The 18,443-nt window shown below is 43.5% G+C and carries 21 protein-coding genes and 1 other RNA gene; 15 read left to right on the plus strand and 7 right to left on the minus strand.

Features of this window, described 5'->3' with window-relative positions:
• Positions 1 to 291 precede the first annotated feature (291 nt).
• On the plus strand, positions 292 to 453 hold the full coding sequence (locus ORQ98_RS12340) for a hypothetical protein (protein WP_274689115.1): 162 nt from the start codon (positions 292 to 294) through the stop codon (positions 451 to 453).
• 106 nt (positions 454 to 559) lie between these two features.
• Positions 560 to 736 carry a hypothetical protein gene (locus ORQ98_RS12345; protein ID WP_274689116.1) on the plus strand — a complete coding sequence of 59 codons (177 nt, stop codon included), beginning with the start codon at positions 560 to 562 and terminating at the stop codon, positions 734 to 736.
• A gap of 109 nt (positions 737 to 845) precedes the next feature.
• Here the strand turns inward: ORQ98_RS12345 and cysZ are convergent, their stop codons facing one another.
• A complete protein-coding gene (cysZ, locus tag ORQ98_RS12350) occupies positions 846 to 1,568 on the minus strand; it encodes a sulfate transporter CysZ (RefSeq protein ID WP_274689117.1) in 723 nt (240 codons plus the stop codon).
• A 178-nt stretch (positions 1,569 to 1,746) separates the two neighbouring features.
• Between cysZ and trxB the strand changes: the two genes are divergently transcribed.
• Positions 1,747 to 2,706 (plus strand): thioredoxin-disulfide reductase, encoded by a 960-nt coding sequence (trxB, locus tag ORQ98_RS12355; protein ID WP_274689118.1) that lies wholly within the window; start codon positions 1,747 to 1,749, stop codon positions 2,704 to 2,706.
• Positions 2,707 to 2,770: 64 nt separating this feature from the next.
• Here trxB and ORQ98_RS12360 read toward each other — a convergent pair whose 3' ends face one another.
• A complete protein-coding gene (locus tag ORQ98_RS12360; RefSeq protein ID WP_274689119.1) occupies positions 2,771 to 3,232 on the minus strand; it encodes a Z-ring associated ZapG family protein in 462 nt (153 codons plus the stop codon).
• A 448-nt stretch (positions 3,233 to 3,680) separates the two neighbouring features.
• Here ORQ98_RS12360 and zapE point away from each other — a divergent pair, with 448 nt between their 5' ends.
• Positions 3,681 to 4,787, plus strand: a complete 1,107-nt coding sequence (gene zapE, locus ORQ98_RS12365) for a cell division protein ZapE (protein WP_274689120.1) — start codon at positions 3,681 to 3,683, stop codon at positions 4,785 to 4,787.
• 177 nt (positions 4,788 to 4,964) lie between these two features.
• Here the strand turns inward: zapE and ORQ98_RS12370 are convergent, their stop codons facing one another.
• On the minus strand, positions 4,965 to 6,002 hold the full coding sequence (locus tag ORQ98_RS12370) for an NADP(H)-dependent aldo-keto reductase (protein WP_274689121.1): 1,038 nt from the start codon (positions 6,000 to 6,002) through the stop codon (positions 4,965 to 4,967).
• A gap of 315 nt (positions 6,003 to 6,317) precedes the next feature.
• Between ORQ98_RS12370 and rplM the strand changes: the two genes are divergently transcribed.
• The 7 genes from rplM (at position 6,318) to ORQ98_RS12405 (ending at position 11,377) form a co-directional block, all read left to right on the plus strand.
• Positions 6,318 to 6,746: a 50S ribosomal protein L13 gene (gene rplM, locus ORQ98_RS12375; RefSeq protein WP_274689122.1), complete on the plus strand. Its 429-nt coding sequence runs from the start codon at positions 6,318 to 6,320 to the stop codon at positions 6,744 to 6,746.
• Between the two features lie 15 nt (positions 6,747 to 6,761).
• On the plus strand, positions 6,762 to 7,154 hold the full coding sequence (rpsI, locus tag ORQ98_RS12380; protein ID WP_274689123.1) for a 30S ribosomal protein S9: 393 nt from the start codon (positions 6,762 to 6,764) through the stop codon (positions 7,152 to 7,154).
• A gap of 363 nt (positions 7,155 to 7,517) precedes the next feature.
• A complete protein-coding gene (gene petA, locus ORQ98_RS12385) occupies positions 7,518 to 8,114 on the plus strand; it encodes a ubiquinol-cytochrome c reductase iron-sulfur subunit (RefSeq protein ID WP_274689124.1) in 597 nt (198 codons plus the stop codon).
• Positions 8,114 to 9,325 carry a cytochrome b gene (locus ORQ98_RS12390; protein WP_425347685.1) on the plus strand — a complete coding sequence of 404 codons (1,212 nt, stop codon included), beginning with the start codon at positions 8,114 to 8,116 and terminating at the stop codon, positions 9,323 to 9,325. Before petA ends, ORQ98_RS12390 begins: the two co-directional genes overlap by 1 nt.
• Positions 9,325 to 10,095 (plus strand): cytochrome c1, encoded by a 771-nt coding sequence (locus ORQ98_RS12395; RefSeq protein WP_274689125.1) that lies wholly within the window; start codon positions 9,325 to 9,327, stop codon positions 10,093 to 10,095. The genes ORQ98_RS12390 and ORQ98_RS12395 overlap by 1 nt, the downstream gene beginning before the upstream one ends.
• 109 nt (positions 10,096 to 10,204) lie before the next feature.
• Positions 10,205 to 10,837: a glutathione S-transferase N-terminal domain-containing protein gene (locus ORQ98_RS12400; RefSeq protein WP_274689126.1), complete on the plus strand. Its 633-nt coding sequence runs from the start codon at positions 10,205 to 10,207 to the stop codon at positions 10,835 to 10,837.
• A gap of 126 nt (positions 10,838 to 10,963) precedes the next feature.
• Positions 10,964 to 11,377 carry a ClpXP protease specificity-enhancing factor gene (locus ORQ98_RS12405; protein WP_342455199.1) on the plus strand — a complete coding sequence of 138 codons (414 nt, stop codon included), beginning with the start codon at positions 10,964 to 10,966 and terminating at the stop codon, positions 11,375 to 11,377.
• A gap of 224 nt (positions 11,378 to 11,601) precedes the next feature.
• Here the strand turns inward: ORQ98_RS12405 and ORQ98_RS12410 are convergent, their stop codons facing one another.
• The 4 genes from ORQ98_RS12410 to ORQ98_RS12425 all read right to left on the minus strand — a co-directional run bounded on the left by ORQ98_RS12410 (position 11,602) and on the right by ORQ98_RS12425 (position 15,191).
• The gene (locus tag ORQ98_RS12410) at positions 11,602 to 12,180 is read right to left on the minus strand and encodes a BON domain-containing protein (RefSeq protein WP_274689127.1); all 579 of its coding nucleotides are present in this window, start codon (positions 12,178 to 12,180) and stop codon (positions 11,602 to 11,604) included.
• Positions 12,177 to 12,770 carry a phosphoheptose isomerase gene (locus ORQ98_RS12415; protein WP_274689128.1) on the minus strand — a complete coding sequence of 198 codons (594 nt, stop codon included), beginning with the start codon at positions 12,768 to 12,770 and terminating at the stop codon, positions 12,177 to 12,179. The genes ORQ98_RS12410 and ORQ98_RS12415 overlap by 4 nt, the downstream gene beginning before the upstream one ends.
• A gap of 170 nt (positions 12,771 to 12,940) precedes the next feature.
• Positions 12,941 to 13,318, minus strand: coding sequence for a YraN family protein (locus tag ORQ98_RS12420; protein WP_274689129.1), 378 nt, complete (start codon positions 13,316 to 13,318; stop codon positions 12,941 to 12,943).
• Positions 13,299 to 15,191: a penicillin-binding protein activator gene (locus ORQ98_RS12425; RefSeq protein ID WP_274689130.1), complete on the minus strand. Its 1,893-nt coding sequence runs from the start codon at positions 15,189 to 15,191 to the stop codon at positions 13,299 to 13,301. Before ORQ98_RS12425 ends, ORQ98_RS12420 begins: the two co-directional genes overlap by 20 nt.
• Positions 15,192 to 15,396: 205 nt before the next feature.
• Here ORQ98_RS12425 and rsmI point away from each other — a divergent pair, with 205 nt between their 5' ends.
• From rsmI to rsmH, 4 genes are all read left to right on the plus strand, one after another.
• Entirely contained in the window at positions 15,397 to 16,269 is an 873-nt protein-coding gene (gene rsmI / locus ORQ98_RS12430) for a 16S rRNA (cytidine(1402)-2'-O)-methyltransferase (protein ID WP_274689131.1), read from the plus strand.
• An 11-nt stretch (positions 16,270 to 16,280) separates the two neighbouring features.
• An RNA gene (gene rnpB, locus ORQ98_RS12435) (RNase P RNA component class A) lies at positions 16,281 to 16,675 on the plus strand.
• Between the two features lie 349 nt (positions 16,676 to 17,024).
• Entirely contained in the window at positions 17,025 to 17,480 is a 456-nt protein-coding gene (gene mraZ, locus ORQ98_RS12440; protein ID WP_274689132.1) for a division/cell wall cluster transcriptional repressor MraZ, read from the plus strand.
• Between the two features lie 2 nt (positions 17,481 to 17,482).
• Positions 17,483 to 18,418 carry a 16S rRNA (cytosine(1402)-N(4))-methyltransferase RsmH gene (rsmH, locus tag ORQ98_RS12445; protein ID WP_274689133.1) on the plus strand — a complete coding sequence of 312 codons (936 nt, stop codon included), beginning with the start codon at positions 17,483 to 17,485 and terminating at the stop codon, positions 18,416 to 18,418.
• The last annotated feature ends 25 nt before the right edge of the window (positions 18,419 to 18,443 follow it).

Raw genomic sequence — 18,443 nt, forward strand, 5'->3', positions numbered from 1 at the left:
ACATTTTGTTTTGCTTAAAAGCTTTCTCACAGTGCTGTTGTATAAAAGGCTCTTCTAATAATTGTTTGTTGTCTCTGATCTTCTGGTAAATTCGCAATCAAGGCGTTGGTTTGAAGGCGTGCTGATGGCCTGTCGAAACTGAGTGTGGGTTTACTAGATGGGCCTGAAAGGCGCTGCCTGACGGGCTCTTTTACTGTGTTGGCTTGCTTGCAAAGGTAACCTATCTTACACGCAAGCTGACTTGTTCAAGACCCCGTTAGCTTGCGCAGAAGCCATAAACAATGAGTGGAGATGCCCAAAGATATCCTTGGTAATACGATTTTTGAAGGTAGTCCTACCTCTCAATTGGCAAAGTTGAAAAAAATTGTAATTGTTAGCCCACCAGAAACAAGGGAGGAGTTAAAAGCAGTTGTAGATGATTATAATAAAAAATATTACCTGCTAAAGAAATAAAACAATATGACTATTATTATCGTTATTTTTTAGAGAAAGTGATGAAGCTAATTGTCACTATAAACCTGATATTTCAGTATGAGATGAAAGCACGGCTGAATATATAATGAATTCTGATGATATTATAGTGCGTATAGAGTGGAGTACATTTAATGAAAAAAAGCAAAAATACTTACCTGAAATTTATAGCAAATGGTATGTATTTAGAGGTAAAGATGAACAAGGCTGCAAAGGAACTAGCATGATTATCATTAAGGAGGGTAAAACGCGTATTCATTGCTAAAACTGTCAAACAAATAGAATGGCTTTTGATATGCGAATTATGCGCTAGTTAGATTTATAACCCGGCTATAGCCGGGCTTTTTCTAGGTACTGTTTATGTAAGTTATTATTTATATTTTTTTCCTGTTTAACTCTACCCACATGACTGTACCACCAGCCACTGCGGCAGGTATGACTAAAAAGTTAACAAATGGAATAAACATTAATAAATAAACAGTGCCACCAAAGGTCAGGGCATTGGTGCGACTTTGCTTTAACTGTTCAATCATTTCTTTAAATCCAACCCCATTATTATCGGCGGCATAATCAACGTATTGCACTGAAAGCATCCAGGTGCTGTAGGCAAACCAGGCAAATGGGGCGATAATATTCAGTACAGGGGTTATGGTGATAAGCAAAAGAATAGCTAACCAGGGCAAATAATACAGCAGTTTACGTAGTTCTCGACCGATTGCTTTGGGTACAACGACAGCCAGTTGTTGCCAGCTAAAATCTTCTTCGTTTTGATTATTGGTGATTTTCTTTTCGACGGCTTCAGCCAGAAAACCATGGAAAGGGGAGGCGATGATATTGCCGATGATGCTAAAGGTAAAAAATACCAACAAAAGGGCGGTAATCGCAAAAAAAGGCCATAATAAGTATTCTAACCAGCTTAGCCAACTGGGCAGGTCGCCAATTAACCAGCCTATCAAGGCGCCAAATTGGCTAAATAATAAAATAAGGGCAGCTGTAAACACACAAATATTAAGTAGCAGGGGGAAAACGACAAACTTTCTGAGCCCTGGCTGACTGATGAGCTGTAGTCCTTGAAAAAACTGTTGGGTACCTAGCATATAAAAGAGCCCTTAAATTGTGAGTGTAACCAAATAGATTTTTACTATAACCACCATTGATAATATTTAATCTCAAGTCCAGATGCTAGTGGTGCATCCAAGCAAAAGAAGCGTCATAATATGGTGCAATTAGCCTGCTAGTGCAGGGCTCAAATACGATTTTAAAGGAGAGCTATCAATGTCAGAAGTTAAACATGCCCAGTTGTTGATTTTAGGGTCTGGTCCTGCTGGCTATACAGCTGCTGTATACGCTGCGCGGGCCAACTTAAATCCTGTGCTAGTGACAGGTATTCAGATGGGTGGCCAGCTGACAACAACAACGGATGTGGATAACTGGCCGGGTGATGTTGAAGGGTTACAAGGACCTGCATTGATGGAGCGGATGCGGCAGCATGCTGAGCGCTTTAATACTGAAGTTGTGTTTGATCATATTCAGTCTGCTGACTTGCAACAACACCCATTTCGTTTGAAGGGTGATAGTGGCGAATATACTTGTGATGCACTGATTATTGCCACTGGCGCTAGTGCCAGATACCTAGGGCTTGACAGTGAAGAAGCATTCAAAGGAAAAGGGGTATCTGCTTGTGCTACTTGTGATGGGTTCTTTTACAAAAAGCAAGATGTGGCTGTGATTGGAGGGGGAAATACTGCAGTTGAAGAAGCTCTTTATCTAGCCAATATTGCCAAAAAAGTCACCTTGGTGCATCGTCGTGATGAGTTTCGTGCGGAGAAAATCCTTCAGGATAAACTGATGGATAAAGTCAAAAGTGGCAATATTGAGCTGGTACTTGATAGCACTCTTGATGAGGTGCTGGGGGATGACGCTGGTGTAACAGGTATTCGAGTGCGTAACAAGCATACTGATGAGCTGACTGACATTCCTGTAGCCGGGGTATTTATTGCTATCGGCCATACGCCCAACACCAGTCTGTTTGACGGGCAATTGGATATGCATAATGGTTATATCAAAGTGCAAAGTGGTTTAGAGGGCAATGCAACTCAAGCTAGTATTCCTGGTGTGTATGCAGCGGGGGATGTAATGGATCATGTCTATCGTCAGGCGATTACATCTGCGGGAACAGGCTGTATGGCTGCACTGGATGCTGAAAAGTTTTTGGACAGCTTAGAAAAGCAATAAGCTTGACTGAAAGTTACTTAAAAATAGCTATAAAAAAAGCAGCCATTTGGCTGCTTTTTTATGCTTATGATAAAGAAGGGTTTTCTCGCCTTATTACCCCAAAGTCTTCTGACAGTGTACCTTTTTCTGTTGGGTGCTTTTTGGGAGCGTAATCTTTAGGTGGTTCAATTGCATCATGGCGCTCATCAGCTTCTGGCTTTTTACCTGAAACCAAGGCATCTGTAGCCAGTAGAGCATCATTTGCACCTTGCTGCGTTTCTATATCACATAATGTAGCAGCAGAGTTTGCGATATGTTGATTAAGGTCTTTGTAGGTTTCAGTGAGCTTGTTGACAAGCTCACGAGTTTGGTTAAAGTGCTCATTAACACTTTCGTGATAGCTATTTAGCTCATTTTGTGTTTGCTGTAGCTGGTTTTCCAGCTTATTGCTTTTACTATTGTTGCTTGTCATGAGGTTAAACATATACAGCAGTGAGGCACCCACCATCACTCCTAAGATAAACCAAATGAGATTTGCTGTTTCCACAACTAATGCCTCTAATGTTTGTCGTTCCTATCTATAGGGTTGCTGAATTTTATTGGTTATTACCAGCAACTTACTTGCCAAGAGTGGTCGGCATATTACCGATACCTGCGAGTACTATTGTTATTTTGTCGTATAACTCGTTTTGCTCTAAGCAGCCTGAAGCTAAAGCACCATTGTTTTAGCTTATGCCCCTAAATTAGCTATTTTTTGATTTGATGTATACCCTTTGTATGTGATTTTTAGAAGTACAATCAAGCACCTAAGGTCAGTCAGCTCTATTCTTATGGCATTGTTGGCTGATACCCCTAGTTTAGCTGGTTATGTCAGAAAATTTAGCACTTGAGGACAAGTTTATTGCGGCTTATAACGAATTGCACAATGTTTTCAAGGTAGTTAAAGTGGCGCTCACAAAATCAACGCAACAGTTAATGGGTTAGGTTCAGTTGTTATGACACCTTGGGAGCGCTATCAACAAGACTTGCTTCGAGAAGACTTCAGTTACGATGCCGAGCAGGAAAAGGCAGTAAAACATTTGCAGCGGCTTTATGAAGATCTGATTATTGCTCAGCAAGAGCAATCTAAGCCAGTGACAGGCTGGTTAAAATGGTTTGGTCAAAAAAAGCCAGTTGAACCCTGCCAGGGTTTGTATTTCTGGGGGGGGGTTGGTCGAGGAAAGACTTATCTAGTAGATACTTTTTTTGACAGTCTGCCATTCGAAAATAAAATGCGTACACATTTTCACCGGTTTATGCAGCGGGTACATCAGGAATTAAAAACCCTGAAAGGTGAAAAAAACCCGTTAACTATCGTGGCAAAGCGGCTTAGTGATGAGGCTAGCGTTATTTGCTTTGATGAGTTTTTTGTGTCGGATATAACCGATGCGATGATTTTAGGTGGGTTGTTTGAGCAACTGTTTGCTAACGGGGTTACTTTAGTAGCAACGTCAAATATTGTACCCAATGAGTTGTATAAAGATGGCTTGCAGCGTCAACGCTTTTTACCTGCAATTGAATTGGTAGAAAAATATACTGAAGTAGTTAATGTAGATAGTGGTATTGATTATCGGCTGAGGGTTTTAGAGCAGGCAGAAATTTATCATCACCCATTAAGTGCTCAAGCAACAGCCAGTATGGAAGACAGTTTTAGCCGACTGGTGCCAGATAAAGCGCATACTACTGAAAATGAGCCGCTGGTTATTGAAGGGCGAACCATCACTGCATTGAAGTGTTGCGATGATGTTGTCTGGTTTAGTTTTAACGAGTTGTGTGATGGGCCGCGAAGCCAGAATGACTACATTGAGCTGGCTAAGATATTTCACACGGTTTTGCTTAGTGATATACCGCAACTGACTGCTAGCAATGATGATCAGGCGCGCCGGTTTGTTAATTTAATTGATGAGTTTTACGACCGTAACGTCAAAGTGATTATGTCGGCTGAAGTGGCAATTCCGAATATTTATCAAGGTACTCAATTAGCCTTTGTTTATGAAAGAACAACCAGTAGGATGTTGGAAATGCAGTCTCATGAATATTTGGGACGAGCGCATAAGGCTTAATAATGAAGGGGGTGGAGAGTTATGGCGAGATCCATAACTTCCCCCTTTGAAAAAGGGGGATTGAGGGGGATTTTTACATACAAATAAGACGAAGATAGCTCAAAAACTTTGGCAACTTTAAATCCCCCCTAGCCCCCCTTTATCAAAGGGGGGGAGCAGTTTGCTATCTCTTCAAAATTAAGGCGCGGGATTCGGTTGCTCAGTATGAACCGCCTCTATTTCTTCTAGTACTTCTTCCGAAAGCTCTAAATTAATACTATCAATATTGGCTTTTAGCTGTTCCATACTGGTAGCACCAATAATATTACTGGTAACAAAAGGGCGGCTGCTAACAAAAGCTAAGGCCATTTGAGCTGGATCTAAATGATGTCGCTTGGCAATGGCTACATATTGCTCTGTTGCTTTAACCGCCTGTGGGTTGGAATAACGAGCAAACCGGCTAAATAGCGTTAAGCGAGCATTAGCGGGCTTCGCGCCATGTAAATATTTGCCACTTAACGCACCAAATGCCATGGGAGAGTAGGCGAGCAAGCCAAGCTGTTCTCGATGAGTAAATTCTGCCAGGCCAATTTCAAAGGTTCGGTTTAGCAGGTTGTAAGGGTTCTGGATGGATACCACGCGGGCCATGCTATGCTGCTGAGCTAACTGCAAATATTGCATGGCGCCCCAGGGCGTTTCGTTAGAGATACCGATATACCGGACTTTGCCACTTTTGACTAACTCACTAAGAGCTGCAAGGGTTTCTTCAATAGCAACAGTTTGTTCTTCGATAGGGTAAGGGTAACTGAGCTGGCCAAAGAAGTTAGTTTGTCGTTCTGGCCAGTGAACTTGATACAAGTCGATGTAGTCGGTATTTAAGCGAGCAAGTGAAGCGTCAGCTGCTGCAATAATATTGCTTCTATCCAACCTTGGCCCTTGACGCATATAGCTTACCCAGTCACCAGGGCCTGTGACTTTAGTTGCTAGGATAAACTGATCCCGGTTGGCGCGCTGTTTTATCCACTCACCAATTATGCTTTCTGTTTTAGTATAGGTTTCTGCTTTAGGAGGGACAGGGTAAAGCTCTGCCGTATCAATAAAGTTAATGCCCTGGTCCATTGCACAGTCTAATTGCTCAAACGCTTCTTGTTGATTATTTTGTTCTCCCCAGGTCATGGTGCCTAAGCAAAGTTCACTCACCTTAAGACTACTGTTACCTAATGGGTGGTATTGCATGTGGTTTTCCTAAAGTTTCTAAATTAAATAACACACTTTATCAAATAGCTTATTTAACAATGTAACTGAAAAATATAACGGTAGTGATTTTGTTATAATGATGTTGGCCGAAAAATAAACTACCCTTGAGGTTTATAAAGTGTTATTAGGGGCTTTTTTATCCAAGCGCTTAGCGCTATAATCGCCGGCTTCGTTTCCCGCGAATTGAGATGCCCGTGTGCAACACTGAAACCCTTTTGGTGGTTTTAGGATTGCCAAAAGCTCAGTTTGTAACATTTTGTCGATATTGAATCGACTTACGAGGCATAAAGTAATATGAAAACTTATACTGCAAAACCAGAAACTGTAAAGCGTGACTGGTACGTAGTAGACGCTTCAGGGAAAACTCTGGGTCGTCTAGCAACTGAAATTGCGCTGCGGCTACGTGGTAAGCACAAGCCTGAGTACACACCTCATGTGGACACAGGTGATTACATTGTGGTCGTAAACGCTGAAAAAGTGCATGTCACTGGTAATAAGGCGAAGGACAAGCTGTATCATCGTCATACAGGTTATCCTGGTGGTTTGCGTACTATGAACTTTGAAAAGCTGATTGATCATGCGCCAGAGCGTATCATTGAGAAAGCTGTTAAAGGTATGTTGCCAAAAGGTCCGTTGGGCCGGGCTATGTACAGCAAGCTGAAAGTTTATGCTGGTGCCGAGCACAAGCATGCAGCTCAACAACCTCTAGTTCTGGAAATTTAACGGGAAGGTCTGAATATGTCTACGGCTCAATACTACGGAACTGGTCGTCGCAAATCTTCGACTGCTCGTGTTTTCTTGAAAACTGGAGGCGGTGCTATCGAAGTTAATGGTCGTCCATTGGATGAATACTTCGGTCGTAAAACTGCTCGGATGGTTGTTCGTCAGCCACTTGAAGTTGTTGAGATGTTGGAAAACTTCGACATCAAAGTAACAGTTAAAGGTGGGGGTGGTTCTGGCCAAGCTGGAGCGATTCGTCACGGTATTACTCGTGCTTTGATTGAGTACAACGAAGATTTTCGTTCACCTTTACGTAAAGCGGGTTATGTGACTCGTGATGCACGTGAAGTTGAGCGTAAGAAAGTGGGTCTGCGCAAAGCGCGTAAGCGTCCACAGTACTCAAAGCGTTAATTATTGCTTATCGCTTTTGTGGTCAAAAAGCCTGGGAAATATCCCAGGCTTTTTTTTAAGGCCTTTTGATGCTTGTCTATAAGTATAATATTTGAGCAAAATTCAGCAGGCCTTTATACCCAATGTGTTGGGTATAAATAAATTGATTATCCTGCATAACTAAATTGGATATAATATTGCAGCATTTTTGAGGATAATCAGGTCGCTAAGCCTTGTTGTCAGTTGTTGCCTAACTTGCTAGCGGCTGATAATTTTTTTACCATTCGCACATTTTGAGTCTGTTGCAAAACCTGACTAGTTGTCCGCGTGTTACCTGTTTGTTCAGACGGTCATCGAATTCGCTCTGATGGGGAGATAAGTTTAATGACAAATGACGGCGTAAATAAAGGCCGGCGACGCTTTTTGGTAGCAGCAACCTCGGTGGTTGGTGCTGCTGGTGCAGTAGGCGCTGCAGTTCCATTTATTGCTTCCTGGAACCCTAGTGCAAAAGCTAAGGCAGCTGGCGCTCCGGTAAAAGTAAACCTGGCTAAAATTGAGTCAGGCCAACAAATTATCGCTGAGTGGCGAGGCAAACCTGTGTTTGTGGTGCGACGCACCCCTGAGATTTTGGAAAATATAAAACAATTAAATAGCCGAGTGGCAGATCCAGAATCCGCAGAAGAGTCTCAGCAGCCAAGCTATGCAAAAAATGAGTTCCGTTCTATTAAGCCAGAAATTTTAGTTTTGGTTGGTCTTTGTACCCACCTGGGTTGTTCACCAAAGTTTTTTCCAGAAGTAAAACCAATGGAGTTTGACCAAGAGTGGAAAGGTGGTTACCACTGCCCTTGTCATGGCTCTAAGTTTGACTTGGCGGGAAGAGTGTTCAAGAGTGTACCGGCACCCATTAACCTAGAAGTGCCGCCTTATTCATTTATCGATGATAATACCTTAATTATCGGTGTTGATGAGGAGAACGCATAATGAAAGGTTTCATGGAATGGGTGGATGCGCGTTTTCCTGCGACCAAAATGTGGGAAGAGCATCTTAGTAAATACTATGCACCTAAGAACTTTAACTTTTGGTACTTTTTCGGCTCACTCGCTTTATTAGTATTGGTTAATCAGATCCTGACGGGTATCTGGTTAACGATGAGTTATGTGCCTTCATCAGAGCAGGCGTTTGCTTCTGTTGAGTATATTATGCGTGATGTGGAGTATGGCTGGTTGCTTCGCTATTTACACTCTACTGGCGCATCAGCATTTTTTGTGGTGGTTTACCTGCATATGTTCAGAGGGTTGTTGTACGGCTCTTATAAGGCACCACGAGAGTTGGTTTGGATATTTGGGATGACCATTTATCTGTGCCTAATGGCTGAAGCTTTTATGGGGTATTTGCTGCCTTGGGGGCAAATGTCTTATTGGGGGGCTCAGGTAATCATCTCACTGTTTGGTGCCATTCCTGTTATTGGTGCTGATTTACAACAGTGGATTCGTGGTGATTTCTTAATTTCAGGCATTACGCTTAACCGTTTCTTTGCCTTGCATGTTATTGCCTTGCCAATTGTGATTCTGGGGCTGGTGGTACTGCATATTATTGCACTGCATGAAGTAGGATCTAATAACCCTGATGGTATTGAAATTAAGAAAAAGAAAGACGCCAATGGTATTCCATTAGATGGTATTCCTTTCCACCCATATTACACCGTTAAAGATATTGTCGGTGTGGTCGTGTTTTTGTTTGTTTTCTGTATTGTCGTATTCTTTTTCCCAGAAATGGGCGGCTTTTTCCTTGAGCCACCAAACTTTGAGCCAGCCAATAGTTTGAAAACACCTGAACATATTGCACCTGTCTGGTACTTTACACCATTCTATGCCATCTTGCGGGCAGTACCTGATAAGCTGGGTGGAGTCATTGCAATGGGAGCGGCAATTGCGGTGTTATTTGTATTGCCTTGGCTGGATCGTAGCCCAGTGAAGTCAATTCGTTACAAAGGCATACTTAGTAAAATTGCTCTTGGCTTGTTTGCTGTTAGCTTTGTTTGCTTGGGTTATCTGGGGGCAAAACCTGCCACAGATCTTCGAACCCTTTGGTCGCAAATATGGACTGTGGTTTACTTCTTGTTCTTTATTCTGATGCCTTGGTATACCCGGGCGGAAAGTACTAAACCAGTTCCAGAAAGGGTGACAGGGTAATGAAAAAACTATTAGTAGCTTTTTTAATGTTATTGCCAGTTGCTAGCTGGGCAGCTGGAGGCTCAGGCTTCGATGTGGATGGCTATGCACAGAAGAATGGGTTTAAAGTCGATTTAACGGACAAGGCCGCGCTACAACAGGGCTTAAGTACCTACATGAATTATTGTATGGGGTGTCATAGCACAAAGTATCAGCGTTATGAGCGAGTGGCTGATGACCTGGGTATTCCCCATGAGTTGATGATGGAAAATGTGGTATTTAATGACGTTAAAATCGGTAATCTAATGGAAAATGCCATGCGACCTGAAGAGGCTAAGAAATGGTTTGGTGCAGCACCACCAGACCTTACTTTGGTCGCTAGGGTTAGAGGGCCTAACTGGCTATACGCCTACTTAAGAACTTTCTATGAGGATAAGTCTCGTCCATGGGGAGTCAACAACAAGGTGTTTCCAGATGTGGCAATGCCTCATGTATTACTTGAGCTGCAAGGTCTACAGCATGACAGCTGCTATGGCCAGCAGTCTCACGAAGTAGATACTCAAACAGGCAAGCCTTTATGTGAGTTAACCCTTAAATCTGACATAAAGCATGAGCAAACACCTGAAGAGTATGACCAAACAGTGAGAAACTTGGTTAGTTTCTTAGCCTATGCTGGTGAGCCTGCCCGCCTTGATAGAGAGCGGATTGGCACTTATGTGTTGCTATTTCTTGCTGTGTTTTTTGTCTTTGCTTATCTATTGAAACGTGAATTTTGGAAAGACGTTCATTAGACTGTAAAACAATAAGTATTTTGTGTGGGGTGCGCGCTATTAAATATTATGTTCTTAAATATTTAAAAGCGTGCATTTCGTTTGAATTGATCTCTACGCGGGGGTGAAAATGGGCGTGGTTGCCAAACGTTCCTCAATGACTTTTTTTTCTGACCCTTTAGATCACTATTGCCATCGAGTAAGAATTGTTCTGGCAGAAAAGGGAGTAGCTGTTGATATTCAGGATGTTGATCCAGACAATAAACCGGCAGAGCTGGCTGACCTAAATCCTTATAACAGCTTGCCGACTTTGCTTGATCGTGATTTGGTGCTTTATGAACCCAATGTCATGATGGAATATTTAGATGAACGCTTTCCGCACCCGCCATTATTGCCAGTATACCCAGTGGCCCGTGCGCAAAGTCGACTCTATGTTTATCGAATTCAAAAAGACTGGTGTGCTTTAGTAGACCTGATCCAAAATCCAAAAACCAAGGAAACGGCTGCAAATCGTGCACGTAAAGAGCTAAAGGAAAGTTTAACCAGTACTGCAGCTATTTTTACTGAAAAACCTTTCTTTATGAGTGAAGAGTTTACTTTGGTGGACTGTAGTGTCGCACCTATTTTATGGCGGCTACAGGTGTTGGGTATTGAACTACCAAAGCAGGCAGAACCGTTACTAAAGTACGCGGAACGGTTGTTTGCCAGAGAGGCATTCAAGGAAAGTCTGTCTGAAGCAGAAAAAGAAATGCGAAGCCTCTAAGGTATTTGGCACTTAGTATTGAGTTAGAGGCACTTTGGTGCCTCTTTTTATATCTAAAGAGCATCCCTAAGTTTTACTTTTTAGGTATTATTTGTTTTAGCTGGCCATTGTTCGGAGAACTATCTTATGTCGATGAGTAGTAGTCGACCTTATATTATTAGAGCACTGTATGAATGGATTGTTGATAACAACTGTACACCTTACATCTTAGTGAATGCTGAGGTGGAGACAGTTGAAGTGCCTCAGGAATATGTTAAAGATGGCCAAATTGTTCTTAATATTTCTCCAACGGCAGTGCGTGATTTGCTTATTGGTAATGATGCCATTGACTTTAATGGCCGATTTGGTGGAATTGCCAGGCACTTACATGTACCCACTTATGCAGTAATGGCTATTTATGCCAGAGAAAATGGTCAAGGGATGGTATTTGATTCTGAAGAGGCTCCAGAGCCAACACCTGATCCAGCTCCTACTTCACCAGAGCCAACAGCTAAGCCAGGAAAACCATCAGGACGACCCAGCTTGAAGGTTGTTAAATAGCTGGATTACTATTCTCTCTGAGGCTTTCGTTATAGCTGCTTCCTCTTTTAGTTTGGCGCAACTCAGCTTCCCCCTTTGGAAAAGGGGGATTGAGGGGGATTTTTACATACATAAAACAGAGATCTCTCAACAACTCTAGCCCTTTTAAATCCCCCCTAACCCCCCTTTATTAAAGGGGGGAGGTCTTTTATCGCAGTCTATCTACAAAGAGGGAAATTGCGCAATTACCCTTGATCAATATACTCAAAAACCTTGACGATTTTTTGTACGCCGTAAGATGTACGTACTACATTCACCGCTTCATTCGCTTCTTGCTGAGTGACTAGCCCCATTAAAAATACTACGCCATTTTCGGTGACCACTTTAACTCTTGAAGCCGGGACTTTTTCATTCGCTAGCATTTTGGTTTTGATTTTTGAGGTGAGCCAGCTGTCATTACTACGTGCAAGATAGGAAATGGGGCTGGATACCTCTAACTCGTTGTATACTTGTTTTACTTTTTGCAGCTTTCTGACTTCTTGTCCTGCTTGATTTTTCAGAGCTTCATTTGCTACTTGTCCAGTTAATAAAACGACACCATTAAAGCTGGTAACTACAACATGGTTGTTTTTAAATTCAGGGTTTACTTTTTCCAGGTTGACTTGGGCTAGGGTTTCGATTGTTTCATCATCAACAATACTGCCTAGAGTACGTTTACCTTGGTTTTGAGTGATTGGACCTTCATGGGTGGCTGTTAATATTGGAGTACAGCCATTTATGAAGACCAGGAGGCTGATTAAACAGATAACATGGCTTGCTCTCATAAGCTTCCTCCAAATAAATGCTCATCAATTAAGTCGCATAAACAGTGAATAACAAAGCGGTGTAGTTCGTGAACTCTTGCTGTCGATTGTGATGGAATACGAATTTCAAAGTCATCACCATGGAGTAAGGCTGCCATATCGCCTCCTTCTTTTCCAGTTAAAGCAATAACTATCATTTCTCGGTCATGGGCGGCTTGAATTGCCTGTACAACATTTGCTGAGTAACCATTGGCAGATAGGGCGAGTAAAATATCACCTGGCTGGCCAAGTGCTCTGACCTGTTTCGAGAATACCTCATTATAACTGTAGTCACTGGCAACAGCAGTCAACGTGACGGTGTCAGCTGTTAGGGCGAGAGCTGGTAAAGAGGGTCTTTCTCGCTCAAAGCGATTAAGTAAATTAGCAACAAAATATTGTGCTTCTGCTGCTGAGCCACCATTGCCGCAGGCAATAATTTTACCATCGTGAAGTAAGGTGTTAACTAACAGCTCACTGGCGTGGGCAATGAGTGGTGGGAGTGATTCTGCGCACTTAATAGTGACATCAATATTCTCCGAAAAATGATTGGTAATGTGATCAATTATTTCCATCAGAGGGTCTCTTGCAATAATTCAGATCAGCTTTTCTTTGATGTGATTATTGGCTTAATTACGGGTGCAGCAGAAGGTATAGACAACGGAACTTGTTATAATATCAATTCTCTTAACTGAATTCACTAGTGGCACATGCGTAAAGTTAGCTTGTGGACTTCAATGCTGGATTAACTATCAGCTAAAAATGCATTAGGAATCCAGTCGATATGGGGTTGTTGCTGGCTATCTTGCGTTATTGAAACCACGTCAAATCGGCAAGGTACGTTTAGCTTTTTCATCATTAAATAATACTGGGCTGCTTTAATGATTTTATGCTGCTTATGTGGGGTAACTGTACTAGCAGGAGAGCCATAGGCCTGATTCTTGCGAAAACGAACCTCGACAAATACCACACTGCTGCCGTCTTTCATGATTAAATCAAGTTCTCCGACCTTACAGCGGAAGTTGCATTGAATGGTTTTTAACCCTTGGGCTTCTAGATGGCGCTGCGCTATGTGTTGATAGCGCAGGCCCGTTTCAGTGGGCTTACTCTTGCCCGAAGCCATAATGTACAGCAGAAGGGTTGTTTTCTTGTTGATAGGCGTTAACAGGCATTGGTTGAGGCTTACCGCCTTTGAAGAAAAACCAAGGTTGAGTTCGCTCTACTTGTTGATAAGGGTTTAATGTCAGTGACCCAGATGCGCCAAATAAGCGAGTACCTTCAGCTGTTTTTAGCTGAGGCAGTCTAGGGTAGAGTCGATAGGCGTCAATCCCCAGGGCAAATAAAGGCCCATAAAGAGTATTTGAGCGATCCCAAGTATCAATAATTTTTGACTTTAATGGGTCATCAAAGTGGTCGCTTAACCAGGGCATAGAAGGGAACATAATCCCATCTAAATCACTGTCTTTTGCGGGGTTGGGGTTTCCAGTAAAAATAGTGCCAGTGGCGTAAACAGGTAGATCACCGCCATAATGATAAGCAAGGGTAGGCTTCACTTGTCGGCCTTGCTTGGCGTTTGCAGCTAAAAACACCATATCGACATCGCCACGACGGTTAGGGTTGTGGCGAATTTGCTTGCCAATCACTTGTTCCACTTCATGGGCTCTCAACGTGCTGGCACGAGGACTAAGCAAAGAACCAATGACGCCATTGTAGTCACTACTGCCACCAAATCGTCCTTCGCCACGAATAGTGCCTCCTAAGGATTGCCACTCGTTAGCAAATGCTGTCACCACACGATTCCCCCAGCTTGACTTGGGAGCAAGAATTACAGGGGCGCGAAAGCCATCGTGCCAGGCTTGTTGTGCAGCTTGCTTGGCTTCATCTTCTGCCGCTAAACCAAACTGGTAGAAGTTTGCAGGGGCGCTAGCTTCTCGATCACCATAGTTTAACGTTAAGGTGGGAATGGTTGGTGACAGTTGTTGTAGTTGCTTAACCCGTGATTTCTTCAGCGGGCCGACAATCATCTCAGCTCCTTGGGCGGTTGCCTCGGAAACGGCCTGATCAATTGACGAATGCTTGCTAGTATTAATCACCTTAATTTCTGGTACTACATGGCCATTTTGTAAGGCATGATAATAAGCAGCTAAAAAGCCATCGCGAATCGCTTTGCCTGCGTAGCCTAATGAACCTGTCATGGGTAACAGCAAAGCAATCTTGTTTGGCCGGTGTGCCGCAATTTGTTCTAGGGTACGCATGGCTTCAGGAATTTGTTGATTTGCTGGGTGATTAGGCCACTGTTGCTGCCACTGCTGAAATGCTTGAATCTGCTGATCAATATCTTCTGGCTTTTTAACAATAGCTGCCAGACTGACCCAGCCCTGGGTTTCTTGGTCGCCTGTTTGGCTAGCCAAGTGACTCAGGGTGTTAGGGTCCAGGTTGAGAAGGTTTCTCCATATTGCTTTATGGGCAATATGTTTTTCATCTGAGTTTAATAGCGGAAGCGCTAATAGCCATTCATCTAATGCGGCGCGATACTCTTTATTGCGTTCGTATGCTTGAGCACGAACCTGATATGACTGTTTGGTAAGTTTGGGGTTGGTGGCATTAATGACATTAGGACTATCCACCCACTCAAAGGCTTTGCCAGTATTATTATTGGACAGCGCTAGTTGTGCTTTAACTAACGCATATTCTGCCTGGGAGTTAAGTGGTAACCCTTGAGGGTTTAAACCGTTAACAATGCTTGCTGCTTCCTGAGAACTATCTGTCGTATTGGTTTGCAGAAGTAAATTAGCTGCAGAAATTTTTAATGCCTCTTTTTGCGGAGATGGGGCTGCTTCAGCTTCGGCAAGTAACCGCTGGACTTCAGCCAGGTTTTGTGCCGGTAATGGGGCAACTCCACCACCATGAGTGCGAACTTGTTTGATGCCGCCACATCCTACAATAAGGGTGGAGGCAAGAGCGAAACTGATAAGATTACGGGCTGTTTGCTTCATACCTGAGTTTACTTCCAACAAGCGTTGATAAAGTCGAGGGCTTAAAACTTATAAATAAAAAATAGCTGAAATATCTTGGCCAGATATAACAGCTTATCAAAAAATCCTTCATAATAGTTAACCTTAGCCTAGTGTAGTGTCTTATATTTGGTAAAACTTTAATGCTTACCCACGTTTGTAAGCAGGAGCGGAGTTTTTATTTCTAATGAGCAGTGAATCTGTTGAACAACGTGCTGAACGCCAGGGAGTCTTATACGTCGTAGCGACGCCTATTGGTAATATGGAGGATATGACCCCTAGAGCTGTTAAAGTATTACAGTCAGTTGACTTGATTGCTGCTGAGGATACTCGCCACAGTGGGCAGCTACTGAAGCACTTTGTTATTCGTACACCACTGGTTTCCTACCATGATCATAATGAGTATGCACGTACCCAGCAGCTTATTGATAAATTACAGCAGGGGCAGCAGGTGGCGTTGATTTCTGATGCAGGGACACCGCTGGTGTCAGACCCTGGTTATCAATTAGTGAAAGCAGCGCAAGATCAGTCAATTAAAGTTGTGCCGGTACCTGGTGTCAGTGCAATGATTGCAGCATTGAGTGCAGCAGGCTTGCCATCGGACCGATTTTGGTTTGAAGGCTTTTTACCTTATAAACAACAAGCTAGGCAGCAACGATTGGAAGAGTTGCTAAAGTATCCGGCAACAGTGGTTTGTTATGAGTCCTGTCATCGGATTGTCGCTTGTGTTGAAGACCTGGTGACGCTGATTGACCACCATCGACAAATAACGATTGCCCGAGAGATCACCAAGACCTTCGAAACTATTAAAAAGGGCAATTGCACAGAGCTTTTGGCGTGGTTAAAGGCTGACCCAAACCAGCAACGAGGTGAATTTGTCGTATTAATTGAAGGTGGTGCCAAAGCTAAGTCTGAAGAGCTGCCTGAAGATGTCATAAAAGTACTGGATATTTTGCTAGCTGAATTATCCGTTAAGCAAGCCAGCCAATTGGCGGCAAAAATTACTGGCTATAAAAAGAAACAGCTCTATGAGCTTGCACTAGCCCGGAAACAGGGGTAGATTTAGCGCCGAGAGTTGGCTGGGCAACCGCTGTTCAACAATATAAGGAAGTGTGTAAGCGCTTTCTTATGAGTTTGAAGGGAGGAAAGTCCGGGCTCCATAGGGCAAAGCGCCAGGTAACGCCTGGGGGGTGTGAGCCTACGGAAAGTGCAGCAGAGAGTAGACCGCCTAAGCAATGAGCTTGTAAAAGTAAGTTGCCGGTAAGGGTGAAAGGGTGTGGTAAGAGCGCACCGCATGCGTGGTAACACGACATGGCATGGTAAACCCCGCTTGGAGCAAGACCAAATAGGAATTCTTAAGTGCGGCCCGCACTGAATTCGGGTAGGTTGCTTGAGGTGTATAGTGATATACATCCCAGATGAATGGTTGCCTTCGACAGAACCCGGCTTACAGGCCAACTCTCCAATTCATTCAATACCCTCATATATAACCCCTTTTCTTATATGCATTTATTCACAAAGCTAATGTGTTGTTAGAGCTAAATAATCTCACTGTTCAGATACTCTCACCATTTCACCCGCTAAGCCTTTGTTACTTATGGTGATTTATTCACTTATAGTCTCGCGTAGGGTTTACTCATTTAGCTATTTATTTGATTTTTATGGTTTTTTTGGTTAGGGGAACGCGAGTGACTGCTTGACGAAGAACAAGAGCGTTCCTATAGTGTCTCAAAGTGGAAGAAAGTGGGTTTTTGTGGAGAATATTGGGTTATTGGTGGAGTCTGGTGTCAGGCTCCGATTTGAGGGTTTCTCAATTTGTTTCGTGGTGTCAGCTCGATCAATATGGATGCCAAAGGGCGTCTGGCTATACCAACTAAGCACCGAGACAAGCTATTAAGTCGGTGTGATGGCCAGTTGGTGGCCACTATTGACACTGAAGAACCCTGTTTATTGATTTACCCCATTGATGAGTGGGAAAGCATTCAAGCCAAAATTGAAGCGCTTCCCAGCTTTAACCCGGTGGCCAGGCGAATTCAACGCTTGCTTATCGGACATGCAACCGACCTGGAAATAGATGGTAGTGGCCGAGTGCTGATTCCCCCTTTATTACGGGATTACGCCGGTTTGGAAAAGAAAACCATTTTATTAGGCCAGGGTAAGAAGTTTGAACTTTGGAGTGAGCAGCAGTGGACTGAGCGGCGTGACCAGTACCTGGCAGAGGCCAGTGGTGGTGACAGCCTACCAGTGGAGCTTGAATCACTCTCCTTATAGCGATGACAGCGATGTATCAGCATCAGACCGTATTGCTGGATGAGGCAGTTGAAGCCTTAGTGGTAGATCCAGCGGGAAATTATATCGATGGTACTTTTGGCCGGGGTGGGCATAGCCGGCAAATTCTTAGCCAACTATCTAGTGAAGGGCGTTTATTAGGCATTGATAAAGACCCAGACGCCATTGCGGTAGCTGAGCAAATAGCCAATGAAGATAAGCGCTTTCAGATTGGGCATGGTTCTTTTGCCGAGCTTGCTAAGTTTGTCAGTGAATGGCATAGCCCGCCTGCTGTTTCGGGGGTGTTACTTGATTTAGGCGTATCATCACCTCAGTTGGATAACCCAGAGCGAGGCTTTAGCTTCTTGCAAGAAGGGCCACTGGATATGCGGATGAATCCAGTGGCAGGAATGTCAGCAGCAGACTGGATTGCAACAGCAGAAGAGAAAGCCATTGCTGATGTGCTCTGGACTTATGGTGAGGAGCGGTTTTCTCGCAGGATGGCAAAGGCCATTATTACAGCGCGTCAGCAGGAACGGATCACGACAACCACTCAGCTGGCAAAAATTATTGCGGAGGCTAACCCTGCCTGGGAAAAGCATAAGCACCCAGCAACACGGGCATTTCAGGCGATTAGGATTTATATCAATAATGAGCTGGGTGATCTTGAAATCGCCTTGGATGCTGCGTTGGACGTGCTGAGGCCAGGTGGTCGACTGGTGGTGATTAGCTTTCATTCGTTGGAAGACCGTATTGTCAAACGCTTCATTAAAAAGCATGTAAAAGGTGACGAGTTACCAGCAGGGTTACCAGTGACTGCGGATCAGCTAAACCAGCGACTAAAGGCAATAGGCAAAGCAATTAAGCCAAGCGAGCAAGAGGTGGATGGTAATGTGCGCTCCCGTAGTTCCATTATGCGGGTGGCAGAGAAACTTAAGTAACTTTGAGCGGGTAAATATTGGAGTG

Source organism: Spartinivicinus poritis (assembly GCF_028858535.1).
Lineage (GTDB): Bacteria > Pseudomonadota > Gammaproteobacteria > Pseudomonadales > Zooshikellaceae > Spartinivicinus > Spartinivicinus poritis.